Annotated in this window: 19 protein-coding genes and 1 pseudogene; 13 read left to right on the forward strand and 7 right to left on the reverse strand. The window is 61.2% G+C overall.

The genetic code is table 11. The features are described from left to right. Positions 1–174 precede the first annotated feature (174 nt). The 6 genes from KVG87_RS24715 to edd form a co-directional block, all read right to left on the reverse strand. Complete coding sequence (locus tag KVG87_RS24715) at positions 175–1,476, reverse strand: ABC transporter substrate-binding protein (protein ID WP_024014061.1); 1,302 nt, start codon at positions 1,474–1,476, stop codon at positions 175–177. 118 nt (positions 1,477–1,594) lie between these two features. Continuing rightward, positions 1,595–2,854, reverse strand: a complete 1,260-nt coding sequence (locus KVG87_RS24720; RefSeq protein ID WP_217853019.1) for a D-mannose isomerase — start codon at positions 2,852–2,854, stop codon at positions 1,595–1,597. Between the two features lie 239 nt (positions 2,855–3,093). Next, positions 3,094–4,563 carry an ATP-binding protein gene (locus tag KVG87_RS24725; protein ID WP_076563924.1) on the reverse strand — a complete coding sequence of 490 codons (1,470 nt, stop codon included), beginning with the start codon at positions 4,561–4,563 and terminating at the stop codon, positions 3,094–3,096. Continuing rightward, positions 4,553–5,284 (reverse strand): response regulator, encoded by a 732-nt coding sequence (locus tag KVG87_RS24730; RefSeq protein WP_016773529.1) that lies wholly within the window; start codon positions 5,282–5,284, stop codon positions 4,553–4,555. The genes KVG87_RS24725 and KVG87_RS24730 overlap by 11 nt, the downstream gene beginning before the upstream one ends. 180 nt (positions 5,285–5,464) lie before the next feature. Then, positions 5,465–6,424: a glucokinase gene (locus KVG87_RS24735; protein ID WP_217853021.1), complete on the reverse strand. Its 960-nt coding sequence runs from the start codon at positions 6,422–6,424 to the stop codon at positions 5,465–5,467. After that, positions 6,421–8,247: a phosphogluconate dehydratase gene (edd, locus tag KVG87_RS24740; protein WP_071173347.1), complete on the reverse strand. Its 1,827-nt coding sequence runs from the start codon at positions 8,245–8,247 to the stop codon at positions 6,421–6,423. Before edd ends, KVG87_RS24735 begins: the two co-directional genes overlap by 4 nt. Before the next feature lie 220 nt (positions 8,248–8,467). Here edd and gap point away from each other — a divergent pair, with 220 nt between their 5' ends. The 9 genes and pseudogenes from gap to KVG87_RS24780 all read left to right on the forward strand — a co-directional run bounded on the left by gap (position 8,468) and on the right by KVG87_RS24780 (position 19,095). Then, positions 8,468–9,469, forward strand: a complete 1,002-nt coding sequence (gap, locus tag KVG87_RS24745) for a type I glyceraldehyde-3-phosphate dehydrogenase (RefSeq protein WP_016773526.1) — start codon at positions 8,468–8,470, stop codon at positions 9,467–9,469. Positions 9,470–9,668: 199 nt separating this feature from the next. Continuing rightward, positions 9,669–10,196: an RNA polymerase sigma factor gene (locus tag KVG87_RS24750; RefSeq protein WP_217853023.1), complete on the forward strand. Its 528-nt coding sequence runs from the start codon at positions 9,669–9,671 to the stop codon at positions 10,194–10,196. Positions 10,197–10,297: 101 nt separating this feature from the next. Further along, positions 10,298–11,263 (forward strand): FecR family protein, encoded by a 966-nt coding sequence (locus KVG87_RS24755; protein ID WP_073472027.1) that lies wholly within the window; start codon positions 10,298–10,300, stop codon positions 11,261–11,263. Between the two features lie 122 nt (positions 11,264–11,385). Further along, positions 11,386–13,971, forward strand: a complete 2,586-nt coding sequence (locus tag KVG87_RS24760) for a TonB-dependent receptor (RefSeq protein WP_217853025.1) — start codon at positions 11,386–11,388, stop codon at positions 13,969–13,971. A gap of 109 nt (positions 13,972–14,080) precedes the next feature. Beyond that, positions 14,081–14,677 carry a biliverdin-producing heme oxygenase gene (locus KVG87_RS24765; protein WP_217853027.1) on the forward strand — a complete coding sequence of 199 codons (597 nt, stop codon included), beginning with the start codon at positions 14,081–14,083 and terminating at the stop codon, positions 14,675–14,677. A gap of 162 nt (positions 14,678–14,839) precedes the next feature. Beyond that, positions 14,840–15,250: a YbaN family protein gene (locus KVG87_RS24770; protein ID WP_122507696.1), complete on the forward strand. Its 411-nt coding sequence runs from the start codon at positions 14,840–14,842 to the stop codon at positions 15,248–15,250. Positions 15,251–15,691: 441 nt separating this feature from the next. Next, a pseudogene (locus KVG87_RS26360) lies at positions 15,692–16,699 on the forward strand (methyl-accepting chemotaxis protein); the annotation flags it as partial. A gap of 102 nt (positions 16,700–16,801) precedes the next feature. Further along, positions 16,802–17,557 (forward strand): methyl-accepting chemotaxis protein, encoded by a 756-nt coding sequence (locus KVG87_RS26365; protein WP_437180907.1) that lies wholly within the window; start codon positions 16,802–16,804, stop codon positions 17,555–17,557. A 191-nt stretch (positions 17,558–17,748) separates the two neighbouring features. Further along, positions 17,749–19,095: a CoA transferase gene (locus KVG87_RS24780; RefSeq protein WP_217853031.1), complete on the forward strand. Its 1,347-nt coding sequence runs from the start codon at positions 17,749–17,751 to the stop codon at positions 19,093–19,095. Between the two features lie 91 nt (positions 19,096–19,186). On the opposite strand, the gene arcD (KVG87_RS24785) is transcribed toward KVG87_RS24780, so the two are convergent. Next, positions 19,187–20,614, reverse strand: a complete 1,428-nt coding sequence (arcD, locus tag KVG87_RS24785; protein WP_217853033.1) for an arginine-ornithine antiporter — start codon at positions 20,612–20,614, stop codon at positions 19,187–19,189. A 439-nt stretch (positions 20,615–21,053) separates the two neighbouring features. Between arcD (KVG87_RS24785) and arcD (KVG87_RS24790) the strand changes: the two genes are divergently transcribed. From arcD (KVG87_RS24790) to arcC, 4 genes are all read left to right on the forward strand, one after another. Beyond that, positions 21,054–22,481 carry an arginine-ornithine antiporter gene (gene arcD / locus KVG87_RS24790; protein WP_016773517.1) on the forward strand — a complete coding sequence of 476 codons (1,428 nt, stop codon included), beginning with the start codon at positions 21,054–21,056 and terminating at the stop codon, positions 22,479–22,481. Positions 22,482–22,516: 35 nt separating this feature from the next. Continuing rightward, the gene (arcA, locus tag KVG87_RS24795) at positions 22,517–23,773 is read left to right on the forward strand and encodes an arginine deiminase (RefSeq protein ID WP_016773516.1); all 1,257 of its coding nucleotides are present in this window, start codon (positions 22,517–22,519) and stop codon (positions 23,771–23,773) included. Positions 23,774–23,841: 68 nt separating this feature from the next. Further along, a complete protein-coding gene (locus tag KVG87_RS24800) occupies positions 23,842–24,852 on the forward strand; it encodes an ornithine carbamoyltransferase (protein ID WP_024014074.1) in 1,011 nt (336 codons plus the stop codon). Positions 24,853–25,043: 191 nt separating this feature from the next. After that, a complete protein-coding gene (arcC, locus tag KVG87_RS24805) occupies positions 25,044–25,973 on the forward strand; it encodes a carbamate kinase (protein WP_056787936.1) in 930 nt (309 codons plus the stop codon). The last annotated feature ends 42 nt before the right edge of the window (positions 25,974–26,015 follow it).

The following is a 26,015-nucleotide window of genomic DNA, read 5'->3' on the forward strand; positions in this document are numbered from 1 at the left end:
CAGGAGTGAGCCCTGTGGCGAGGGGATTTATCCCCGATCGACTGCGCAGCAGTCGCGAAATCATTACATGCGGTATTTCAGACACTGCACCGCTGCAACTTTCCGGGGTCGCTTCGCAACCCATCGGGGATGAATCCCCTCACCACAAAGGCTCACTCCTACAGGGGCCAAGCATTACTTGGCCGACTGAACTGCCGCGCCGAGTTTCTTCGCCGCATCGGCCGGGTCGGCTTTCGGGTCGTTGATGTAGTTGGTGACTACGTCAAAGAACGCGCCCTGCACCGCCAGCGTGGTCGCCATGTTGTGCGCCATGCTTGGTTGCAGGCCGCCGGACTTGGCGTCCGCGAGGAAGTCCTTGGCAGCGGTCTGCGCGCAGGAATCGAAGCCGAGCTTGTCCATGTTGTTCAACATGTCGTTGCGCACCGGGATCGAGCCTTTGTTGATGCTGAAGACTTTCTGGAAGTTCTCACCCAGCACGACTTTGGCGATGTCCTGCTGACCGGCCGCAGTGCCTGCGTCCTTCTGCTTGAACACGGCCAGCGAGTCGATGTTGTAGGTGAACGCCTTGTCGGTGCCCGGGAACGCTACGCACTCGTAGTCCTTGCCGGCGACTTTCTTGGCGGCGGTCCATTCGGACTTGGCCCAGTCACCCATGATCTGCATGCCGGCCTTGCCGTTGATGACCTTGGCCGCTTCGAGGTTCCAGTCCTGGCCTTTGCCGTCCGCGTCCATGTAGGTCGCGACTTTCTTGAGCTCAGTGAGCGCCTTGACCATTTCCGGGCCGGTCAGCGCTTTGTTGTCGAGATCAACCAGGGCTTTCTTGTAGCCATCCACGCCCATGACCGAGAGCACCACGGCTTCGAACACGGTGCTGTCCTGCCAAGGCTGACCGCCGTGGGCGAGCGGAATGAAGCCCGCCGCTTTCAGCTTGTCGCCGGCTGCATAGAACTCTTCGAGGGTGGTTGGATTCTTGGTGATGCCGGCTTTCTTGAAGACTTCCGGGTTGATCCACAGCCAGTTCACGCGGTGAATGTTCACCGGCACGGCCACGTAATCACCGTCGTACTTCACGGTATCGGAGACTTTCTTGTCGAGCAGGCTGTCCCACTTTTCCGACTTGGCGACGTCTTTCAAAACGTCGGTGTCGAGCAGGCCGGTCGACGCCCATTCCTGGATGTCCGGGCCTTTGATCTGCGCTACGCCTGGCGGGTTGCCGGCAACGGCACGGCTTTTCAGCACGGTCATGGCAGTCGCACCGCCACCACCGGCAACAGCGCCGTCCTTCCAGGTGAAACCGTCTTTTTCGACTTGGGCCTTGAGCACATCGACAGCGGCTTTTTCGCCACCGGAAGTCCACCAGTGCACGACTTCGACCGAACCTTTGGAATCGGCAGCGGAGACACTGAGCGGCAGGATTGCGAGCGGGAACAGGGAGGCGACAGAAATGACAGTAGCGAGGCGAGAAATCGCATTCATTCGAGATGTACCTTTCTTGTTGTTATGCATTGCAAGTCTGGTGCTTGCGCTGCACGGAGTTTAAACAGAGCGTTTCGCTTCGCAGGTAACGAAGGGACGCGTAAATGTCACGACATGGTTACACAGGAACAGGCCGGGACAACCGCGCCAAAGCCGTGGCCATGCTTGGCGCCAGCGGCAATCGTGGAATCAGCACAGCCTGCCAGGCGTGATACAGATCGGGCTTGCCCGGCCATATATCGGCACTTGGCACATTCTGCGGATTGAGTTCGTGGTGCCAGCTGCCGTGGCAGCGGTCGATGAAATTCGTCTCGCAGAATTCCCAGAACAGTCTGTACCAGGCTTCGTATTGCGCGTCGCCGGTGCGTTTGAGCAAGGCGCTGGCGGCGGCGCTGGCTTCGGCATGCGTCCAGTGCAGGCGATGGCGAACGACGGCTTTGTTGTGCCAGTCGAGGGTGTAGACGATGCCCGCCGCGCCATCGATATTCCAGCCGTGCCGGCAATTGTTTTCGAAGAGTTTTTGCGCATCAGTCGCCAGCCAGCCCGGCGTAAGCATGCCGGCCTGCACTCGCGCGGCTTCAAGGTGCAGGAGCAAGCGCGCCCACTCGAAACCGTGGCCCGGCGTGGTGCCGTAAGGACGGAAACCGTCAGCCGGATTGTCGTGGTTGTATTCGCGCAGCGGTTGCCAGTCGCGATCAAAGTGTTCGATGACCATGTAATCGTTGGCCGCAGCGTGGCCATGGATCACCCGCTCGACGATGCGCTGGGCGCGCACCAGCCAGCGCGGATCTTCGGTGACATCGGCCAGCGCGAGGAATGCTTCGGTCGCGTGCATGTTGCTGTTGGCGCCGCGATAGGCTTCTTCTTCGCTCCAGTCGCGGCTGAAGAATTCGCGCATGGCGCCCTCTTCTTCGCTCCAGAAGTAAGTGTCGATGATGTCGATGGCGTCATCAAGCAAGGCCTGGGCACCGGGCCGTTGTGCGACCACGGCGGAGCTGGCGGCGAGCGCGACAAAGGCGTGCAGGTAGGCGTTCTTGCCGGTGTTGTCGTCGCGGTGTCCGGCAACCGCAAACCAGCCGCCGTGCAGCGCATCACGCAGTGGTCCGCGCAACGCGGCGATACCGTGGTCGACCAGTTCGGCAAATCCCGGCAACCCCTGAATGTGGGCCATGGCGAAACTGTGGGTCATGCGCGCGGTGTTCATGGTTTCGGCTTGGGCGTGCGCCGGCAAACGGCCGCGCTCATCGAGGTTGCCGAAACCTTCGGGCAGCTTCGCAGCCTTGGCGAAATCCAGCAGACGCAGGCCTTCGGCGGCTAGCCATTGCTGGTGGGCAGGGGCGTTCAGCCAACTGCTGAAGTCTGGGTGAAAGGTGTCCATGGCGTGACCCTTTTTTGTTGTTAGGACTGCGGGCAGTCTAAACAACGGGCCGGGGCGGGCTTGTAACGAAGGGGACGGGGTTTGTCACTGACCTGTGACATTTGGATTGATGCGCCTGACGTATTCGCGAGCAGGCTCGCTCCCACATTCAACTGTGTTTCTGGAGGTGGAATGCAATCACTGTGGGAGCGACGGTGCGACGATTCGACCTGCTCGCGAAGAACGATAACGCGGTCTGGCTAATCAACACTGCGCGGCAACTGCAACGTCACTCGCAATCCACCCTCACGCAGGTTCTGCAACGTCACCTCGCCGCCATGGCTATGGGCAATGTTGCGCGCAATGCCCAGACCAAGTCCGTAGCCCTGCTGCTGCCCCGCCAGGCGGAAGTGCGGCTCGAACACCTGCTCCAGCCGTTGCTGTGGTACGCCCGGGCCTTCGTCGTCGACGTGCAAGACAAAGGCGCTGTCATCGTCATCGATGTGCAGATGCGCGTTCTGCCCGTACTTCAAGGCGTTGTCGATCAGGTTGCCGATGCAGCGCTTGAGCGCCAGCGGTTTGCCCGGATACGCCGACAGCGCGCGGCCATGCTGGGTGACGCGGCCATTGCCGTTCGGCGCCAGATACGGCTCGACCAGGCAATCGAGGACATGATTGAGATCCACGGGCTCGATGTTCTCGTGGATGTCGGTGTCTTTCACGCATTGCAGCGCGCCTTTGACCAGCAGCTCCAGCTCATCCAGATCGCGGCCGAACTTAGCTTGCAGCTGTTCGTCTTCGAGTAGTTCGACGCGCAAGCGCAGGCGGGTGATCGGCGTGCGCAAGTCGTGGGAAATCGCGCTGAACAACTGGCTGCGTTCGGTCAGGTAACGGCTGATGCGTTCGCGCATGGTGTTGAACGCGCGGCCGACTTCGACCACTTCACTGCCACCGCCCTCCGCCACCGGCTCGACGTCCGCGCCCAGCGACAGATCCCGCGCTGCCCGCGCCAGACGCTTGAGCGGCCGACTCTGCCAGTGCACCAGCAGGCCGATGAACAACAGCAAGAAGCCGCTGGTGAGGACGATAAACCATACCTGCTGCGCCGGCAGGCCTTGTTCTTCGAGACTGGTGTACGGCTCCGGCAGCAACGAGGCGATGTACAGCCATTCCCCCGGAGCCATTTGAATCTGCGTGACCAGTACCGGCGGATTCACCGGCTCCAGCGTCAACGCGTAGTGCGCCCAGGAGCGCGGCAATTCATCAAGTTTCAGCCCGGCGTTGAAAATCCGCAGGTCTTCGGGGCTGACGAAGGTCACCGAAATATCCGTGTCATGGCCCAGAGACTGGCGCAGCACTTCGTCCACCGCTTGCATCACTGCAGCCTTGCGCGGCGTCACCGGCAGCACGTCCATGCCCAGCGGTTTGTCATTGAGCGTCACGACAAATCGGGTGCCGCCCATGCTGCGCAATTGATCGAGCACCAGCGGTCGATAGGCCACTGGCAAGGAACGGAAATAGCTGACGCTGGCAGTCATCGAATGCGCCAGGCTGCGGGCGCTGGTGACCAGGCCTTCGAGCTGGGTGGCGCGCAGTTGCGACACCCAGATCACGCTCGACAGCGTCTGCGCGAACAGCACCGCCAGCAGAGTCAGCAGCAGCATCCGCCCGAGCAGCGAGCGCGGCACCGGTATGCGACCGACGAATTTGCCCAGCGACTCAGTGAGCATTGCCGGCAACCACATTGGCTGCCAACTGATAACCGCTGCCACGCACGGTGCGAATCAAGCGTGGCGGTTTTTCAGTGTCGCGCAGGCGTTGGCGCAAACGGCTGACGGCCATGTCGACGATGCGATCGAGCGGCATCAGATCGCGGCCGCGGGTGGCGTTGCCGATGGTGTCGCGGTCGAGGATTTGCTGCGGATGATCGAGGAACAGTTTCAGCAGGGCGAAATCGGCGCCGGAAAGGATCACTTCCTCGCCGTCAGTGTGGAACAGCCGATGGCTGACCGTGTCCAGGCGCCAGTCGTCGAAGACCAGCACTTCGCTGCCGCTGCGTTCGTGGGCGAACTGTGCGCGGCGCAGCAGGGCCTTGATCCGCGCTTGCAGTTCGCGCGGGCTGAACGGTTTGCCGAGGTAATCGTCGGCGCCGAGCTCCAGACCGATCACCCGGTCGGCTTCGTCGGAGCTGGCGGTCAGCATGATGATCGGCACCTGCGCCTGACGCGGGTGCTGGCGTACCCAACGGCACAGGCTGAAGCCATCTTCGTCGGGCAGCATGACATCGAGGATCACCAGATCGCTCGGCGCCTCGTTGAGCGCCTGACGAAAACCGGCACCATCGGCGGTGGCCCGCACCTGAAACCCGGCGCGGGTCAGGTAGGTTTCCAGCAACTCGCGTATTTCCTGGTCGTCATCGACCAACAATATCGACTTGTTGACTGAGCTCACTTCGAAGGCATCCTTGTTGTTGGAGTTGGGGCGGATTATGCCTTAAGCATCAAACTAACAAACACTACAGAAACCCTTGTGGGAGCGAGCCTGCTCGCGAATCGGTTTTAACATTCAACAGATCTGTTGACTGACACACCGCTTTCGCGAGCAGGCTCGCTCCCACAATTGGATTGCATTTCAGGTCGGGATTGATTGGTCCAGGGCCACGCCGGCGCCGACCAGGCCGGAATACGGCGCGGTCACCAGCCACACCGGGATGCCTTTGAAGTAATCGCTCATGCAGCCTTTGTCGGCGAAGCAGCGGGCAAAACCGCTGGCGAGGAAGAAATCGGCGAAGCGTGGAATCACCCCGCCAACGATAAACACCCCGCCGCGCGCGCCGGTGGTGAGCACGTTGTTGCCGGCGACGCGCCCGAGCCAGCAGCAGAACTGCTCGAGCACTTCCAAAGCGATCGGGTCACCGGCAAGGCCAGCGGCGGTGATCGCTTCCGGCGTTTCGAGTATCGGCTCATGGCCATCCACCGCGCAGATCGCCCGGTAGAGTCGAGGCAGGCCGCCGCCGCTCAACGCGGTTTCCGCGCTGACATGGCCGATCTCGTTGTAGATGTGCTGCCACAGTTGCGTTTCACGCGGGCTGCTCAGCGGCAGGTCGACGTGGCCGCCCTCGCCCGGCAACGCGACAAAGCGCCCTTCGCCGAGATCGAGCAAGGTGCCGACACCCAGACCAGTGCCCGGGCCGATCACCACCGCCGGGCGCAAAGGCTCCGGCGTGCCTTCGCAAACCACGCGGAATTCGCCCGGCTGCAAGCGGGTCATGCCCAGCGCCATCGCCGAGAAGTCGTTGGTCAGCAACAACTGCTCGACCTGCAAGGTCTTGCAAAACGCGCTGCGGCTGAGCCGCCAGTGATTGTTGGTGAACTTGAATTCATCGCCACTCACCGGACCTGCCACCGACAGGCACACTGAGCCGATCGAACCCGGCGCCAGGCCGAGCCCACTCAGGTACAGAGCGATTGCCTCTTCCGGGCTGGCAAAGTCGGCCGTGGCCAGCACCTGAACCGATTGCAGTTGCTGGTTTTGCCACAACGCGAACCGCGCGTTGGTGCCTCCGATGTCACCGACCAAAGCCAGTTTCAATTAAGCGTCTCCAGGGCAGAAGTGAAGGCGCTGGCGCCCTGCTCCGCCGAGCTGAAGGCCATGCGCATGAAGCCAAACAGCTCGCGTCCGCTGCCGATGTTGTTGCCCAACAGGCCTTTGGCAGGTTCGCGCGCTGCAAATTCGGCGGCGTCGACCTTCAGTTCCAAGGTGCCTTTGACGCCATCGACGCGGATGATATCGCCCTCCTGCACGCGTGCCAAAGCGCCACCGACATAAGCTTCCGGGCTGACGTGAATCGCTGCGGGGATTTTCCCCGACGCGCCGGACATGCGCCCGTCAGTCACCAATGCCACTTTGAAGCCGCGATCCTGCAGTACGCCGAGGAATGGCGTCATCTTGTGCAGCTCGGGCATGCCGTTGGAACGCGGGCCCTGGAAGCGCATCACCGCGACGAAATCCTTCTCCAGCAGACCGGCCTTGAATGCGTCCGCCAGGTCCTGCTGATCCTGGAACACCATTGCCGGTGCTTCGACGATCTGGTTTTCCAGCGCAACGGCAGAAACCTTCATCACCCCGCGACCGAGGTTGCCTTCCATCACCCGCAAGCCGCCCTCTTGCGAGAACGCACGGGACACCGGACGCAAGATGTTTTCGTCGAGGCTGTCGGTCGGGCCTTCGCGCCAGACCAGCTCGCCGTTATCGAGGAACGGCTCTTTGGTGTACTGGCTCAGGCCATGACCGAGCACGGTGTTGACGTCTTCATGCAGCAGGCCGGCGCCGAGCAGTTCGCGGATCAGGAACGACATGCCGCCCGCTGCCTGGAAGTGGTTGATGTCGGCTTTGCCGTTCGGGTAGACGTGGCTTAGGGTCGGCACGACTTCGGAAAGGTCGGCCATGTCCTGCCAGGTCAGCTGAATGCCAGCGGCCATGGCGATGGCCGGCATGTGAAGAGTGTGGTTGGTCGAGCCGCCGGTGGCGTGCAGGGCAACGATGGAGTTGACCAGCGCCTTTTCGTCGACGATTTCGCCGATCGGCATGAAGTTGCCGTTCTGCTTGGTCAGGCGCGTGACCTGATGCGCGGCTTCGCGGGTCAGCGCGTCGCGCAGCGGCGTGTTCGGGTTGACGAACGAGGCGCCCGGCAAGTGCAGGCCCATGACTTCCATCAGCAACTGGTTGGTGTTGGCGGTGCCGTAGAAGGTGCAGGTGCCCGGGCTGTGGTAGGACTTCATCTCCGATTCCAGCAGCTCTTCGCGGGTCGCCTTGCCTTCGGCGTACTTCTGGCGGACGTCGGCTTTTTCCTTGTTGGAAATCCCCGACACCATCGGCCCGCCCGGGACGAAGATCGTTGGCAGATGGCCGAAACGCAGCGAACCCATCATCAGGCCCGGAACGATTTTGTCGCAAATGCCGAGCATCAGCGCGCCGTCGAACATGTTGTGCGACAGCGCCACGGCGGTCGACATGGCGATGACTTCGCGGCTGGGCAGGCTCAGTTCCATGCCCGGCTCGCCCTGGGTCACGCCATCGCACATGGCCGGAGTGCCGCCGGCGAACTGGCCGACCGAGCCGATCTCGCGCAGGGCGTTCTTGATTTGTTGGGGGAAAACTTCGTACGGCTGGTGCGCCGAAAGCATGTCGTTATACGAAGACACAATGGCGATGTTCGCCGAGTTCATCATCCGCAGGCTGTGCTTGTCTTCGCTGCCGCACCCGGCCACGCCGTGGGCGAAGTTGGCGCATTGCAGCTTGCCGCGCATCGGGCCGTCAGTGGCGGCGCCGCGAATCAGTGCAAGGTAAGCCTGACGCGTGGCGCGGCTGCGGGCGATAAGCCGTTCGGTGACCTCAAGAACGCGGGGATGCATGTGTAGAACTCCAGGCTAACGGATGTGGCGACCTGATTGTCTATGCTGATCAAACGCCGTTGTTGTTGGAATGACAGACGGCTTTTTTGACCATTCGGACCAGTTGATTCAGGTCACTCGTTGTAGATAAAACAAAATATTGCCACTAAAAAGGCTTGTTTTCTATTTTTATGCGAATAATCTTGTAATTCCAACAACAAAACGACGGCGGCGCTGTTCCATGACTCTTCGAATCGCAATCAATGGTTTTGGCCGCATCGGCCGTAATGTCCTGCGCGCACTGTATACCCAAGGCTATCGTCAAGACCTGCAGATCGTCGCGATCAACGATCTGGGTGACAGTTCGATCAATGCCCATCTGCTCAAATACGACACCGTCCACGGCACTTTCGACGCCGAAGTGGCGCACGATAACGAAAGCCTGACGGTCAATGGCGACCGCATCGCAGTCAGCGCCATTCGCAACCCGGCCGACCTGCCGTGGGCCGCTGAAAAAATCGACGTAGTGTTCGAATGCACCGGTCTGTTCACCGACCGTGCCAAAGCCGCCGCGCATATCAGCGCCGGCGCCCGCAAGGTGATCATCTCGGCCCCGGCCAAAGGCGCCGACGCCACCGTCGTTTATGGCGTCAACCACGACATTCTGCGTCAGTCGCACCAGATCATTTCCAACGCTTCGTGCACCACCAACTGCCTCGCGCCAGTGGCGCAGGTGCTGCATCGCGAGCTGGGGATCGAAAGCGGCCTGATGACCACCATCCACGCCTACACCAACGACCAGAACCTCACCGACGTTTATCACAGCGACCCGTACCGTGCCCGCTCGGCCACGCAGAACATGATCCCGAGCAAGACCGGCGCAGCCGAAGCGGTAGGCCTGGTGCTGCCGGAACTGGCGGGCAAACTGACCGGCATGGCTGTGCGCGTACCGGTGATCAACGTGTCGCTGGTCGACCTCACCGTGCAACTGAAGAAAGAAGCCAGTGCCGACGAAGTCAACGCCCTGCTGAAAGCGGCGAGCCAGCATTCGAAGATTCTCGGTTACAACACCTTGCCGCTGGTTTCCAGCGACTTCAACCACAACCCGCTGTCGTCGATCTTCGACGCCAACCACACCAAGGTCAGCGGCAAGTTGCTGAAAGTGCTGGCCTGGTACGACAACGAATGGGGCTTCTCCAACCGCATGCTGGATAACTGCCTGGCATTGTGTAACGCCGAATAATCCCGGCCGGTCCCCAATCCCTGTGGGAGCGAGCCTGCTCGCGAAAGCTTTCTGTCAGTCGATATGGAATTGACTGACACGACGCCTTCGCGAGCAGGCTCGCTCCCACAGAAGATCCGATTTCAATTCGAAATCAGCACTTGACCATTCGGCTGGATGATAAGCATTATCATTCGCTCGAAATGGATCAGGTCCTCCCGTGAGTCAATCGCGCTTCAACCACGTCTTCCTCGCCCAGCGCACTTCCCTGCTGCGCACGCTGGAACGGATGGTCAACAATCACAGCACCGCTGAAGACCTGTTGCAGGAGACCTACCTGCGCGTGACCCGGGCGTTGAGCGAACGGTCCATCGATCACCTTGAACCCTTTGTCTTCCAGACCGCGCGCAATCTGGCGCTGGATCATTTGCGTGCGCGCAAGATTCATGCGCGGACCATGGTCGACGATGTACCACAGGACGTGGTGCAGAGCATCGCCGCGCCCGCCAGCAGCGCTGAAGACGCCGCCCATGCCGAACAATTGCTGGAGCGTTTGAACGTGAGCCTCAGCCAACTCAGCCCGCGCCAGCAGCAGATCTTCATCCTCAGCCGCCTGCACGGGCACAGCTATCAGGAAATCGCTGATGAACTTGATGTTTCGCTGAGCACCGTGCAGAAGGAACTGAAACTGATCATGTCGATCTGCATCGGCGTCGCCGAACGACATAACGGCAGCGGCAAGCTTTGAGCTGCAAGCTACAAGTAAAAACAAAAAGCAGTAACGCATCCGGCTTGCAGCTTGCAGCTCGAAGCTAGAAACTGCTTCGCCAGAAGCCCTGAGGAACCACCGTGACGGATACCCACCGCCCGCCTTCGCCCGATTCGGCGCGGGACGCTGCAGCTGCAATGGACCAGGCGCTGGACTGGCTCATCGTGCTCGGCAGCCCGGATGAGGAACAGACCCGGCAATTTCATGCCTGGCTGGCGGCTGATCCGTTGAATGCCGAGGCGTTCGCCAAGGCCCAGGCCATCTGGGATGGCCCGCAAGTCGCGCTGTGCGCCGAGGCTCTGGCAGCAAAACCGGTAAAAATCACTTTTCTCAAGCGCTTGCGCCCGCACTGGAAACCGCTGGCCACCGCTGCGGTGCTGATCCTCGGGCTGTTCAGTTTCAGTAACCTGCCGATGCGCATTCAAGCGGATCACCTCACCGTGGTCGGCGAGCGTCAGAGGCTGCAACTGGAGGACGGCTCGAAGGTTCTGCTCAATACCAATTCGGCGTTTTCCAGCACCATCAACGATCAACAACGTGTGGCGCGGCTGTTTCAGGGCGAGGCGTTTTTCGAGATTGCCAGCGGGCGCAATCAGCCGCTGGAGATCGACGCAGGTCCGGTAACGGCCAGCGTCCACGACACCGCATTTGCCGTGCGCTACCTCGACGGGGTCGCGCAAGTGAATGTGCAGCGTGGCGATGTCGATCTGCGCGCCACCCACAACGATGCCCGGGTGCGCCTGCGCGCCGGGGAAAGCATTCGCATCGGCCCCAACGGATTTGATCGCCCGGCCAAGCTCGACGCCAATGCCGATCTGGCCTGGGTTGAAGGCCGCCTGGTGTTCGAGAACTGCCCGCTGAATCAGGTGCTGGCCGAGCTGCGCCGCTACTATCCGGGCTGGATCATCAACAACAACGAGCAACTGGCCGACGTCGCCGTCACCGGCAATTACCGTCTCGACCAGCCGCTCGACGTGGTCCGCTCCCTCGCCCACATCACCTCGGCGCGCCTGCAGGAATTCCCTGCGCTGGTGATTCTGAACTGAATGAGAATTATTTTTACTCGATAGCCAATGGCAGTACGTCTCGTTATAGCCAATGCAATTGATTCGCATCTAACCATGCCGATCAGCACCTATAAAGATTCGTGCGACACGGAGCGCTATCGATGTCCTCACGCCTTACCCGCCAGACTGCTTCCCCTTCCCGCGTACTGTCGCTGCTGACTGCGGCCATCCTCATGGCTGGTACCGCACCGCTGCTGGCGGCCGCCGAGCAACCGACACGCAACATGGGCGATTACTCGTTCGCCATCGGCCAGCAACCACTGGTTTCGGCACTGAATGCCTTTACCGCCGTGACCGGTTGGCAGGTCGGCTTGCCGGCCGAGCTGGGGCAGAACGTCTCGTCGCCGGGCGTGCGCGGTTCGCTGCCGCCGGAGAAAGCCCTCGAGCGCCTGTTGGTGGGGACCAACCTGAGCTTTCGCAAGCTGAGCAACAACAATGTGGTGCTGGAAAAACGCAACAGCAGCGGCACGCTCAATCTCGATCAGGTGACCATCAGCGCCACTCGCCAGGAACAGTCGGTCAACAGCGTGCCTTCGACGGTCAGCGTGCATGATCGCCAAGCGCTTGACCGCAACAACGTCAACACCATCAAGGATCTGGTGCGCTACGAACCGGGCGTTTCCGTTGGCGGTGCCGGTCAGCGTGGCGGCATCAGCGGCTACAACATTCGCGGTATCGACGGCGACCGCATCCTGACTCAAGTCGATGGCGTGGAGATCCCTAACGGTTTCTTCAACGGCCCGTATGCCAAGAGCCAGCGCAACTACGTCGACCCGGAAATCGTCAAGCGTGTGGAAATCCTCCGTGGCCCGGCCTCGGTGCTGTACGGCAGCAACGCCATCGGCGGCGCGGTCAGTTACTACACGCTGGACGCCGACGACATCATCAAACCGGGCAAGGATGTCGGCGCGCGCCTGAAAAGCGGTTACAGCTCCGCAGATGACAGCTGGCTGAAATCGGCCACCGTCGCCGGCCGCAGCGGTGAGTTCGACGGCTTGCTGCATTACAGCCAGCGCGACGGACACGAAACCGAGTCCTTCGGCGGCAACAACGGCACCGGCCTTGCGCGCACCGCCGCCAACCCGGAAGACGTGCGCGCAACCAACGTCCTGGCCAAGCTCGGCTGGAACTACAACGACGATTCGCGCCTGGGCCTGACCTACGAAAAGTACAAGGACGATCGCGACACCGACCAGAAAAGTGCCTACGGCGGCCCGTATTTCAACGGCGCGCCGACCATTCCGAGCAGCGTCCTGCCCGGCGGCATGTACCAGTGGCGCACCGGTAACGACACCATCACCCGCGAGCGTTTCGGCATCGAACACTCGTTCGCCCTCGACAGCCTGCTGGCCGATAACGTCAAGTGGAGCCTCAATCACCAGATCGCCAAGACCGACCAGAGCACCGAAGAGTTCTACTACCCGATCACTCGTAAGGTGCTGCGTACCCGCGACACGATCTACGAAGAAAAACAGTGGGTGTTCGACGCGCAACTGGACAAGGCCTTCGCCATCGGTGACACCGATCACCTGCTGACCTACGGCACCACGATCAAGCAACAGAAAGTCACCGGTTCACGCAGCGGCGACGGCACATGCCTGGCGGTCGGTCGTGGCTGCACGGCGATTGGCGCGACCAGTGCGGCGGATGTACTGGCCAAGGCCAGTGACTTCCCCGATCCGACCATCAACACCTACAGCCTGTTTGCTCAGGATCAGATCAGCTGGAACGACTGGACCTTCCTGCCGGGCCTGCGCTACGACTACACCCAGCTCAAGCCGCACATCACCGAGGAATTCCTCAACACCGTGAATGCCGACGGCCAGGGCACGGTCAGCGACAAGAACAAGACCTGGCACAAAGTCTCGCCAAAATTCGGCCTGACCTATGCATTGACGGACAACTACACCTGGTACGGCCAGTACGCCGAAGGCTTCCGCACGCCCACGGCAAAAGCCCTGTACGGGCGTTTCGAGAACAACACCACCGGCTACACCGTGGCGCCCAACTCCGACCTCGAGCCGGAAAAGAGCAAAGGTTTCGAAACCGGCCTGCGCGGGAATTTCGAGCAGGGTTCGTTCGACGTCGCGGTGTTCTATAACAAGTACCGCGACTTCATCAACGAGGACGCGATCAAGCCGGGCGACGATCAGTTGACCTTCCAGAGCAACAACATCAAGCGCGCCACCATCAAGGGTGCGGAAGTCAAAGGTCGCTTGAACCTGGATGCGTTCGGCGCGCCGCAAGGCCTGTATACCCAAGGCTCGATCGCCTACGCCTACGGTCGCAACAACGATAGCGGCGAGCCGATCAACAGCGTCAATCCGCTCACCGGCGTATTCGGCCTCGGTTACGACCAGGACAACTATGGCGGTCTGCTGAGCTGGACCGTGGTGAAGAAAAAGGACCGCGTCGACGACAGCAATTTCAAATCGCCGGACGGCGTCAGCAGTCAGTTCAAGACCCCGGGCTTCGGCATTCTCGATCTGGCCGGCTATTACAAGGTGACCGACGACGTCACCGTCAGCGGCGGCGTCTACAACCTGACCGACAAGAAGTACTGGCTGTGGGATGACGTGCGCGGTTACGACAGCGTCGGCGAAGCCTCGGTGACGCAACCGGCCAACCTCGATCGGCTGACCCAACCGGGACGCAACTTCGCGATCAACCTGATCTGGGACATCTGATCCGCCCGGCCTCACTGCGCGTGTTCTCGCCGCGCAGTGAGGTTTTTTTACTGTCCGGCGCCCGCCCGTACGTCTTGTTATCAAGCGCCTCATTTATCAAGGACACCCCATGACTGCCTCGGAAAAAACCCTGCGTTCGCAACGCCTGAACCAGATCACCCATGAGCCGCACAGCAAACTCGATGCGCTGGTCAAAGCCCACGCACCATTCGAAACCCGCGCCAGCTTCGCTCGTTTCGTCGTCGCGCAATACCTGTTCCAGGCGGAACTGGTCGAGCTGTACAACGATGCCGAACTGACCGCGATCGTCCCGGATCTGCCAGCCCGTTGCCGCGCCGAAGCGGCCAAGGCTGACCTCGCCGACCTCGACACCGAAGTCCCGGCGCCGGTGGCCGGCGCGCTGAAAAACCCGAGCAAGGCGCGAGCGCTGGGCTGGATCTTCGTGTCGGAGGGTTCCAAGCTCGGCGCGGCGTTCCTGATCAAGCGCGCGGTGGCGCTGGAGTTGAGCGAAAGCTTCGGTGCCCGGCATTTGGCTGAACCGCAAGGTGGCCGCGCCGAGGGCTGGAAAAGCTTTGTGCGCACCCTCGATGCGTTGCCGTTCACCGCTGAGGAAGAGGCGGAAGTTGAGCAAGGTGCGCTGGATGCGTTCAACCGCTTTACCGTGCTGCTGGAACGGGCTTATGCCATAGAAGCCGAAGTGGCCTGAAGCAACTCTTATCCCTTGTGGGAGCGAGCCTGCTCGCGAAGACGGCAGCACATTCAACATCAATGTGCCTGATCAACCGCTTTCGCGAGCAGGCTCGCTCCCACAGGGCTCACCACAAATCTGTAAGATCCCCGTTCCGCTTCAGAAGCCGCCGCTGAGCCCATGCCCACACCCGCCACCTCAAAACTCGCCCGTCTGCTGTTCGGCCTGCTGGCCTATGTCAGCCTCGGCATTGGCCTGATCGCCATCGTCGTGCCCGGCCTGCCGACCACCGAGTTCATCCTCCTTGCCGCGTGGGCCGCGACCCGCAGTTCGCCGCGCTTGAGTGCGTGGCTGGAAAATCATCGCCTGTTCGGGCCGATCCTCAGTAACTGGCGCAACGGCAGGATCATCGCGCGCAAGGCCAAGCTCAGTGCCACCGTCAGCATGCTGCTGTGTGCGACGTTGATGCTGGTGATGCTCGATCACGGCTGGCCGATCTATCTGGCGATTGCCGGCATGGGCCTGGGCAACCTGTGGATCTGGTCGCGCCCGGAGACGCCCGTCGCGGTAGTGAAACATCCCTGTAATTAAAGCCTTTTCAGCACTTTCCCCTGCGCAAACGTTTAGCGGCGACCGTCCGTCGGCAAGCGCCTCATGCCGTTTCGCTTAACGCCGATGAGGATTGAATGGCGCTGAATGGATTTGGCAAACCGGGCTCCCGGCCCAGCCACCTGTTTATTCCATTCGCGAGATCGCCCCATGTTCGACTCTCTTTCCATTCGCCTGAAAATCGTCCTGCTCTCCGGCCTGTGCCTGCTCGGAGTGGTGGCGCTGATTGTCAGCATGAACATCTACCAGACCAACCAGAACGACGCGCTGGTCAGTCAATCCAGCAACCAGTTGCTCACCGCCAGCGTGCAGAACCTGCTGCAGGCCAAGGCCGCCGAACAAGCGGTGCGGGTGCAGAAAACCTTTGGCGAAAGCCTGCTGGTGGTCACCGCCCTCGCCGACCAGATCAAGGATCTGCGGACGATGGCGGCCAAGCGTTCGCTTGAAGCAGGCGCCGTTCGTGAAGAGTTGAATCAAAGTCTGAAAACCGCTTTCGAGCGCAACGATAAAGTCCTTGGCATCTGGCTGGCCTTCGAACCCAACGGACTCGACGGCAAGGACAGCGAATTCGCCAACGATGCCGCGCGGCAATCCAACGAAGCCGGGCGATTCGCCTCGTACTGGAGTCGTGCCGCCGGCGCCGCGCTGAATACGATCATGGTCGAAGACGACCTGACCAAAACCACCCTCAGCGTCAGCGGCACGCCGTACAACAGTTGGTACACCTGCCCTCGCGACAACAAACGCACCTGCCTGCTCGACCCGTATGCCGACACCGTCGGTGGCAAGGAAATGCTCATGACGACCATTTCCGTGCCGCTGCTGGTGGATGGCAAAGCGATCGGCGTGGTCGGTGTCGACATCGCGCTCGACGCCCTGCAAGCCGCCGCCGTCGACTCACAGCGCAGCCTGTTCAACAACGCCGGGCACATGCTGATCGTCTCCGGCAGCGGTGTGCTGGCGGCCGACAGTGCTGACGCGACGCGGGTCGGCAAAAAAATCAGCGACACCCTCGGCGCTGACGGCAAGGATGTATTGCAACTGGTCGGCAGCGGCACGGCAAAAATTCTCCAACAGGGCGAGCTGATTCGCGCGGTTTACCCGGTCGACCCGATCGGCAATTCGCGCGCCTGGGGCGTGGTCATCGACCTGCCCGAGCACGTGCTGCTGGCCGACTCGGTGAAGCTGCAAGCGGTGCTGGATGACGCGCAACAAACCGGCGTCATCACTGCGCTGCTGGTAGCGGGCGTGGCCGGTCTGGTCGGCCTGCTGCTGATCTGGCTCACCGCCTCCGGCGTCACCCGTCCGATCAACAGTGTCGCCGACATGTTGAAGAACATCGCCAGCGGCGAAGGCGATCTGACCCAGCGCCTGAACTACAGCAAGAAAGATGAACTGGGCGAACTGGTGAACTGGTTCAACCGCTTCCTCGACAAGCTTCAGCCGACCATCGCGCAGATCAAACAGAGCATCACCGAAGCGCGCGGCACGGCCGATCAGTCGTCGGAAATTGCCCGCCAGACCAGTGAAGGCATGCAAGTGCAATTCCGCGAGATCGATCAGGTCGCCACCGCCTCCAACGAAATGAGCGCCACTGCCCACGACGTCGCCAACAGTGCCTCGAACGCAGCCAACGCGGCCAAGGGTGCCGATCAGTCGGCGAAGGACGGCATGGCGATCATCGAGCGCAGCACCCGCGACATCAATCAGCTGGCCGATGAAGTCAGCAAAGCGGTGACCGAAGTCGAAGCGCTGGCGGTCAACAGCGAGCAGATCGGCTCGGTGCTGGAAGTGATCCGCAGCATCGCCGAACAGACCAATCTGCTGGCCCTCAACGCTGCTATCGAAGCCGCCCGCGCCGGCGAAAGCGGTCGCGGTTTTGCCGTGGTCGCCGATGAGGTGCGCAACCTGGCCAAGCGCACGCAGGATTCGGTGGAAGAAATTCGCATCGTTATCGAGCGCATCCAGACCGGCACCCGTGGCGTGGTCGCGACCATGCACTCAAGCCAGACCCAGGCGCACAACAACGCCGGGCAGATTCGTCAGGCCGTTGATGCGCTGGGCAAGATCAGCGACGCGGTGACGGTGATCAGCGACATGAACCTGCAGATCGCCAGTGCCGCCGAAGAGCAAAGCGCAGTGGCCGAAGAGGTCAACCGCAACGTCTCGGCGATTCGCATCGTGACCGAAACCCTGACCGAGCAGGCCACCGAATCGGCAGCGATCAGCAGCCAGCTCAACAGCCTGGCGAGCCAGCAGATGAAATTGATGGATCAGTTCCGCGTGTAACAATCCAGCATAAATCCCTGTGGGAGCGAGCCTGCTCGCGAAGAGGTCGTCATATCCAACATCAGTGTTGACTGACACGACGCCTTCGCGAGCAGGCTCGCTCCCACAGGGGAAACGGGTTCACATCCTGGTTTCATCTAAACCGCGATTCTTTTGCACTATCATCGCCCTCTCGTTCCGGAGGGCCTTCGATGACTGATCTGCTCACGTCCATCCAAACCGCACTCGGCCTGCCCCACACGCCGATCCCCTTCAACGGTGACGGCGCGTTGCCCTCGGCGTTCGCAGTCACTGAACTGGCCTGCGCCAGCATCGCCGCTGCCGGGCAAGCGCTCAGCGAATTGCTTCACCAGCAAATCGGGCACTTGCCTGCGGTTGCAGTCGACCGCCGTCTGGCCTCGTTGTGGTTCTCCACCTCGCTGCGCCCGATCGGCTGGCAGGTGCCGCCGTTATGGGATCCCGTCGCCGGCGACTATGCGACCCGGGACGGCTGGATCCGTCTGCACACCAACGCCCCGCATCACCGCGCCGCCGCTGAACGCGTGCTCGGTGCCTGCGCCGATCGTGCCGCAATGGCGGCGAAAGTCGCACAGTGGGCGAGCGCGGATCTTGAGCAGGCGGTGGTCGACGCCAAGGGCTGCGCCGCCGAAATGCGCAGTTGGGCGCAGTGGCAGCAACACCCGCAGGGGGTGGCGGTGAATGCCGAAGCGCTGGTGCAGTTCATCGAGCAGACGGACGAGAACCGCAGCCCATGGCAAGGTTCGATCGCACGACCGCTGGCCGGGATCAAGGTGCTCGACCTGACCCGCGTGCTCGCCGGCCCCACCGCCAGCCGCTTTCTCGCCGGGCTGGGCGCCAACGTCTTGCGCATCGATCCACCGAGCTGGAACGAACCCGGTGTGGTCCCGGAAATGACCGTGGGCAAACGCTGTGCGCGGCTGGATCTGCAGGCTCCTGCGGATCGCGCGGTGTTTGAAGGCCTGTTGAAAGACGCCGACATTCTGCTGCACGGCTACCGCGCCGATGCGCTGGAACATCTGGGGTTTGGTATTGAACGCCGAAGGCAGCTGGCACCGGGGCTGATCGACGTCTGCCTCAACGCCTACGGCTGGAGCGGCCCCTGGCAGAACCGCCGGGGCTTCGACAGCCTGGTGCAGATGAGCAGCGGCATCGCCGAGGCCGGACAGCATTGGAAGCACAGCGATAAACCGACGCCGCTGCCGGTGCAGGCGCTGGATCATGCGACCGGGTATCTGATGGCGGCGAGTGCGATCAGATTGCTGACTGAACGACTGGCCAACGGTCGCGGGGGCGCGGCGCGGTTGTCGCTGGCACGGACGGCGAAGCTGTTGGTCGAGCATGGGCCGGGGACGCATGACCCGCTGCGGGCCGAAGATGCGCTGGATCAGGATCCGGCGATTGAACACACCGCGTGGGGGCCGGCGCGGAGGTTGCGCGTGCCGCTGCAGATCAGCGGGGCGGCGGTGCGGTGGGATTGGCCCGCCGCCGAATTGGGGTCACATCGGGCGCAGTGGTGATTTTGAGGCTGCCTTCGCGAGCAGGCTCGCTCCCACATGTATTCGCGTAGTCCTGCTCGCGAAGGGGCCTGCCCGGCCAAAGCAAACCCGCCTACAAACTCAACACCCCGCTATACAACCCATACGCCGCCAGCCCCGCACCGATCACCACGCAAGCAAAAATCCCTTTCTCCACCGTAGTGAAAACCGGTTTCCCCTGTTCACGCTTGGCCTTGGCAAACAGGATCACCCCCGGCGCATACAGCAGCGCCGACAGCAGCAGATATTTCACTCCCCCGGCATACAACAGCCACACCGCATAAACCAGGGCGATGCCGCCGATCAGCAGATCCTTGGTGCGCTCGGCCGAGGCGTGTTCGTAGGTTTCGCCGCGCCCGCTGAGCAGCACCGCGTAGGCCGCCGACCACAAATACGGCACCAGAATCATCGACGACGCCAGATAGATCAGGCTGGTGTAAGTACCCGCCGAGAACAATGTGATCAGCAGGAAAATCTGGATCATCACATTGGTCAGCCACAGCGCGTTGACCGGCACGTGGTTCTTGTTTTCCTTCTTCAGGAACGCTGGCATGGTTTTGTCCTTGGCCGTGGCGAAGAGGATTTCCGCGCACAGCAAGGCCCATGACAACAACGCGCCCAACAGCGAAATCGCCAGCCCGATGCTGATCAGTAACGCACCCCACGGCCCGACGATGTGCTCGAGCACCGCTGCCAGTGAAGGGTTCTGCAAATTGGCCAGCTCCGGCTGGCTCATGATCCCCAGCGACAGCACGTTGACCAGCACCAGCAGCGCCAGCACACCGAGAAACCCGATCACCGTGGCGCGGCCGACGTCGCTGCGTTTTTCTGCGCGAGCCGAATAGACGCTGGCGCCTTCGATGCCGATGAAGACGAAAACGGTGACCAGCATCATGTTGCGCACTTGGTCCATCACCCCGCCGAAGTTCGGGTTGCTGCGGCCCCAGATGTCGCGGGTGAAGATGTCAGCCTTGAACGCGACGGCAGCGATGACGATGAACATGATCAGCGGCACAACCTTGGCCACGGTGGTCAACTGGTTGATCAGCGCCGCCTCCTTGATCCCGCGCATCACCAGAAAATGCACCGCCCACAACAGCACCGAAGCGCAGCCGATGGCGATCGGCGTGTTGCCCTGACCGAACACCGGGAAGAAATAGCCAAGGGTGCTGAACAGCAAGACGAAATAGCCGACGTTGCCCAGCCAGGCGCTGATCCAGTAACCCCACGCCGACGAAAAACCCATGTAATCGCCGAACCCGGCCTTGGCGTAGGCGTAGACGCCCGAGTCCAGCTCTGGTTTGCGATTGGCCAGGGTCTGAAAGACGAAGGCCAGCGTCAGCATGCCGATTGCGGTGATGCCCCAACCGATCAGGATCGCCCCGGCATCGGCGCGCGCCGCCATGTTTTGCGGCAACGAGAAAATCCCCCCGCCGATCATCGACCCGACCACCAGCGCGATCAACGCACCAAGGCGCAGCTTTTGCGTCGGTTGCGACATGCAGATCTCCTTGAAAGAGCCGATGTTGTTTATTTGTAACAACACCTGACTAAAAGCCTAAGGGTAGATGACGTTTATCAGGTAATGCCGAATCTCGCACCCGTTATATATAGCCGACCACGATAACGCTTATCACGTTTAAGACAGTTTTGTGCGCTGATCCTGATTAATCAATTCTGTACTGCGAAAAGATGACCGCCATTTGCCAAACGCTGAAAAGCAACTAGCGTCATAGTTCGAAAGCATTAACAGTTATTCCCGATTGCATCAGCTAAATGCCTCTGGAACGGGCCTTTCAGTCCACAGCGTTATGCCCGCAACGGGCGGACAAGTCATTCATTAACAATGGAATGTGACCATGCACTGATCCATGTCAGCTGTTCGAACAGACAACAGTACTAGGCTGTGAGCTCTCCTTTCCTGCAATGGAGTCATGCAAATGTCTGAAGCGCCCGGAAAACTAAGACTCGGTGCACTGGTTGCACTGGTAGTCGGTTCAATGATCGGTGGCGGGATATTTTCGTTGCCACAAAACATGGCCGCCAGCGCCGACGTCGGTGCAGTGCTGATCGGCTGGGCCATCACCGCAGTCGGCATGCTCACCCTCGCTTTCGTCTTTCAGACCCTCGCCAATCGCAAGCCTGACCTGGACGGCGGTGTCTACGCCTACGCCAAGGCCGGATTCGGCGACTACATGGGTTTCTCCTCGGCCTGGGGCTACTGGATCAGCGCCTGGCTGGGCAACGTCGGTTACTTCGTTCTGCTGTTCAGCACCCTCGGCTATTTCTTTCCGATCTTCGGCGAAGGCAATACCCCGGCGGCGGTGATCGGCGCGTCCTTGCTGCTGTGGGGCGTGCATTTCCTGGTGTTGCGCGGGATCAAGGAAGCGGCGTTCATCAACCTGGTGACCACGGTCGCCAAGGTCGTGCCGCTGCTGCTGTTCGTGTTGATCGCAGTCTTCGCGTTCAGACTGGACATCTTCACCGCCGACATCTGGGGCGTGAAAAACCCTGATCTGGGCAGTGTGATGAACCAGGTGCGCAACATGATGCTGGTCACCGTCTGGGTGTTCATCGGCATCGAAGGCGCGAGCATCTTCTCCGCCCGCGCCGAGAAACGCTCGGACGTCGGCAAGGCCACCGTGATCGGCTTCATCACCGTGCTGCTGTTTCTGGTGCTGGTGAACGTGCTGTCGCTGGGCATCATGACCCAGCCGGAACTGGCGAAACTGCAGAACCCGTCGATGGCCGCCGTGCTTGAGCATGTGGTCGGTCACTGGGGGGCGGTGCTGATCAGCGTCGGCCTGATCATCTCCTTGCTCGGCGCGCTGCTGTCGTGGGTGCTGCTGTGTGCCGAGATCATGTTCGCCGCCGCCAAAGACCACACCATGCCGGAGTTCCTGCGCAAGGAAAACGCCAACCATGTGCCGGTCAACGCCCTGTGGCTGACCAACGCGATGGTGCAGGTGTTCCTGATCATCACCCTGTTCTCGGCCAGCACTTACCTGTCGCTGATCTACCTCGCCACCTCGATGATTCTGGTGCCGTACCTGTGGTCAGCGGCCTATGCCCTGCTGCTGGCGGTGCGCGGCGAGAGCTACGAAGGCTTCGCCGCCGAGCGGCGCAAGGATCTGATCATCGGCGGTATCGCCCTGATCTATGCGGTGTGGTTGTTGTATGCCGGCGGGGTCAAGTACCTGCTGCTGTCGGCCCTGCTCTACGCGCCCGGCGCAATCCTGTTCGCCAAGGCCAAGCTGGAACTCAAACAACCGGTTTTCACCAACGTCGAGAAGCTGATTTTCGCCGCAGTGGTCGTGGGCGCCGTGGTGGCGGCCTACGGTCTCTACGATGGCTTCCTGACGCTGTAACCCCTGATTGAATTGTCATCTGGAGGAACACAGAAATGACCACGGAAAAAGTGAAGTACGGCGTCCACTCCGAAGCCGGGAAACTGCGTAAAGTCATGGTTTGCTCCCCAGGTCTGGCCCATCAGCGGCTGACCCCGAACAACTGCGATGAACTGCTGTTCGATGACGTGTTGTGGGTGGCGCAGGCCAAGCGCGATCATTTCGACTTCGTCACCAAGATGCGCGAGCGCGGCATCGACGTGGTGGAAATGCACAACCTGCTGACCGACATCGTCGCCATTCCCGAAGCGCTGGACTGGATTCTTGAGCGCAAGGTGACCGCCGACTCGGTGGGCCTGGGCCTGATCAGCGAAGTGAAATCCTGGCTGAAAAGCCTCGAGCCACGGCACATCGCCGAATTCCTGATTGGCGGCGTGTCGGCCGATGATCTGCCGGACAGCTTCGGTGGCAAGACCATCCAGATGTTCCGCGACTTCCTCGGCCACTCCAGCTTCATCCTGCCGCCGCTGCCCAACACCCAGTTCACCCGCGATACCACCTGCTGGATCTACGGGGGCGTGACGCTGAACCCGATGTACTGGCCGGCGCGCCGTCAGGAAACCCTGCTGACTACCGCCATCTACAAATTCCATCCGCAATTCACCAACGCCGAATTCGAGATCTGGTATGGCGACCCGGACAAGGATCACGGCAACTCTACCCTTGAGGGCGGCGACGTCATGCCGATTGGCAACGGTGTGGTGCTGATCGGCATGGGCGAGCGCTCATCGCGTCAGGCCATCGGCCAACTGGCGCTGAACCTGTTCAACAACAAAGCGGTGGAAAAAGTCATCGTCGCCGGCCTGCCGAAGTCCCGCGCCGCAATGCACCTGGACACCGTGTTCAGCTTCTGCGACCGCGACCTGGTGACGATCTTCCCGGAAGTGGTCAACCAGATCGTCGCCTTCACCCTGCGCCCTGACGAAAGCAAACAGGGCGGCATCGACATCCGCCGCGAAGAAGGCAGCTTCCTCGACACCGTCGCTGCGGCGCTGAATCTGCCGAAACTGCGCGTGGTGGAAACCGGCGGCAACAGCTTCGCCGCCGAACGCGAGCAATGGGACGACGGCAACAACGTGGTGGCGATGGAGCCCGGCGTGGTCATCGGCTACGACCGCAACACCTACACCAACACCCTGCTGCGCAAGGCTGGCGTGGAGGTCATCACCATCAGCGCCGGCGAGCTCGGCCGCGGCCGTGGCGGCGGCCACTGCATGACCTGCCCGATCATCCGCGACCCGATCGATTACTAAACGACCGTCCCCCGGCCGCACCCATCCCGTAGCGGCCGGGCCGATTACCGAATCCAAGGAGAATCATCATGGCGTTTAACATCCACAACCGTAACCTGCTCAGCCTGGAACACCACACCCCACGTGAGCTGCGTTACCTGCTCGACCTGTCTCGCGATCTGAAACGCGCGAAATACACCGGCACCGAGCAACAGCATCTGAAGGGCAACAACATCGCCCTGATCTTCGAAAAAACCTCGACCCGCACCCGTTGCGCCTTCGAAGTGGCGGCCTATGACCAAGGCGCCAACGTCACTTACATCGACCCGAACTCCTCGCAGATCGGCCACAAGGAAAGCATGAAGGACACCGCCCGCGTGCTCGGGCGCATGTACGACGCCATTGAGTACCGTGGCTTCAAACAGGAAATCGTCGAGGAGCTGGCCAAGTTCGCCGGCGTGCCGGTGTTCAACGGCCTGACCGATGAATATCACCCGACCCAAATGATCGCCGACGTGCTGACCATGCGTGAGCACGCCGACAAGCCGATCCACGAAATCAGCTACGCCTACTTGGGCGACGCGCGCAACAACATGGGCAACTCGCTGCTGCTGATCGGCGCCAAACTGGGCATGGACGTGCGCATCTGCGCGCCGAAAGCCCTGTGGCCGCTGGACGATCTGGTCGCGCGCTGCAAAAAATACGGTGAGGAAAGCGGCGCACGCATCACCCTCACCGAAGATCCGAAAGAAGCGGTCAAAGGCGTCGACTTCATTCACACCGATGTCTGGGTATCGATGGGCGAACCGGTGGAAGCCTGGGCCGAGCGTATCCAGCAACTGCTGCCGTATCAGGTCAACGCCGACCTGATGAAAGCCACCGGCAACCCGCGTACCAAGTTCATGCACTGCCTGCCGGCCTTCCACAACAGCGACACCAAGGTCGGCAAACAGATCGCCGAACAATATCCGCACCTGAAAAACGGCATCGAAGTGACCGACGACGTGTTCGAGTCGCCGGCCTGCATCGCCTTCGAGCAAGCGGAAAACCGCATGCACACGATCAAGGCGATTTTGGTCTCGACCCTGGCTGATCTCTGACGCCACAGCGCTCCCACTGAAGGAACCGGAAACCCAATGTGGGAGCGAGCCTGCTCGCGAAAGTGGTGGGTCATTCAACAGCAATGTCGACTGATCTGACGCCTTCGCGAGCAGGCTCGCTCCCACAGGGATATCGGTTCCGACAGGGAGATCGAGTCGTTTGCCATTCCTCTGCTTAGAAGGATTGCACCATGCGTATCGTCGTAGCCCTGGGCGGTAACGCCCTGCTCCGCCGTGGTGAGCCGATGACCGCTGACAACCAGCGCGCCAACATCCGCATCGCCACCGAGCAAATCGCCAAGATCCATCCCGGCAACCAACTGGTCATCGCCCACGGCAATGGCCCGCAAGTCGGCCTGCTGTCGCTGCAAGCGGCGGCCTACACCTCTGTCACCCCCTACCCGCTGGACGTGCTCGGCGCCGAAACCGAGGGCATGATCGGCTACATCATCGAACAGGAACTGGGCAACCTGCTCGACTTCGAAGTGCCGTTCGCCACCCTGCTGACCCAGGTTGAAGTCGATGCCAACGACCCGGCTTTCAAGAAGCCGAGCAAGCCGATCGGCCCGGTCTACGAGAAAGCCGAAGCGGAAAAACTCGCCGCCGAAAAAGGCTGGGCGATTGCCCCGGATGGCGACAAATTCCGCCGCGTGGTGGCCAGTCCACGGCCGAAGCGCATCTTCGAAATCCGTCCGATCAAGTGGCTGCTGGACAAGGGCAGCATCGTCATTTGCGCTGGTGGCGGCGGCATTCCGACCATGTATGACGAAAACCGTAACCTCAAGGGTATCGAGGCGGTGATCGACAAGGATCTGTGTTCGTCGTTGCTTGCCGAGCAATTGGAAGCCGACCTGCTGGTGATCGCCACCGACGTCAACGCAGCGTTCATCGACTACGGCAAGCCGACGCAGAAAGCCATCGCCGAAGCCCACCCGGACGAACTTGAGCGCCTTGGTTTCGCCGCCGGCTCCATGGGACCGAAGGTGCAGGCAGCCTGCGAATTCGCGCGCCATACTGGCAAGGTCGCGGTGATCGGTTCGCTGGCCGATATCGAAGCCATCGTCCAGGGCACCGCCGGTACGCGGGTCAGCACGGCGAAGCCGGGGATCAGCTACCGATAACAATAAACGCCGGGGCAGGCTCAAGGCCTGCTCCGCTTCCAT

Source organism: Pseudomonas siliginis (assembly GCF_019145195.1).
Lineage (GTDB): Bacteria > Pseudomonadota > Gammaproteobacteria > Pseudomonadales > Pseudomonadaceae > Aquipseudomonas > Aquipseudomonas siliginis.

Excerpts from the sequence above, each read along its gene's own strand:
- KVG87_RS24715 (WP_024014061.1), bottom strand. The coding sequence starts at position 1,476 with ATGAATGCGATTTCTCGCCTCGCTACTGTCATTTCTGTCGCCTCCCTG.
- KVG87_RS24720 (WP_217853019.1), bottom strand. The coding sequence starts at position 2,854 with ATGGACACCTTTCACCCAGACTTCAGCAGTTGGCTGAACGCCCCTGCC.
- KVG87_RS24725 (WP_076563924.1), bottom strand. The coding sequence starts at position 4,563 with ATGCTCACTGAGTCGCTGGGCAAATTCGTCGGTCGCATACCGGTGCCG.
- edd (WP_071173347.1), bottom strand. The coding sequence starts at position 8,247 with ATGCATCCCCGCGTTCTTGAGGTCACCGAACGGCTTATCGCCCGCAGC.
- gap (WP_016773526.1), top strand. The coding sequence starts at position 8,468 with ATGACTCTTCGAATCGCAATCAATGGTTTTGGCCGCATCGGCCGTAAT.
- KVG87_RS24760 (WP_217853025.1), top strand. The coding sequence starts at position 11,386 with ATGTCCTCACGCCTTACCCGCCAGACTGCTTCCCCTTCCCGCGTACTG.
- KVG87_RS24765 (WP_217853027.1), top strand. The coding sequence starts at position 14,081 with ATGACTGCCTCGGAAAAAACCCTGCGTTCGCAACGCCTGAACCAGATC.
- KVG87_RS24770 (WP_122507696.1), top strand. The coding sequence starts at position 14,840 with ATGCCCACACCCGCCACCTCAAAACTCGCCCGTCTGCTGTTCGGCCTG.
- KVG87_RS26365 (WP_437180907.1), top strand. The coding sequence starts at position 16,802 with ATGCAAGTGCAATTCCGCGAGATCGATCAGGTCGCCACCGCCTCCAAC.
- KVG87_RS24780 (WP_217853031.1), top strand. The coding sequence starts at position 17,749 with ATGACTGATCTGCTCACGTCCATCCAAACCGCACTCGGCCTGCCCCAC.
- arcD (WP_217853033.1), bottom strand. The coding sequence starts at position 20,614 with ATGTCGCAACCGACGCAAAAGCTGCGCCTTGGTGCGTTGATCGCGCTG.
- arcD (WP_016773517.1), top strand. The coding sequence starts at position 21,054 with ATGTCTGAAGCGCCCGGAAAACTAAGACTCGGTGCACTGGTTGCACTG.
- arcA (WP_016773516.1), top strand. The coding sequence starts at position 22,517 with ATGACCACGGAAAAAGTGAAGTACGGCGTCCACTCCGAAGCCGGGAAA.
- KVG87_RS24800 (WP_024014074.1), top strand. The coding sequence starts at position 23,842 with ATGGCGTTTAACATCCACAACCGTAACCTGCTCAGCCTGGAACACCAC.
- arcC (WP_056787936.1), top strand. The coding sequence starts at position 25,044 with ATGCGTATCGTCGTAGCCCTGGGCGGTAACGCCCTGCTCCGCCGTGGT.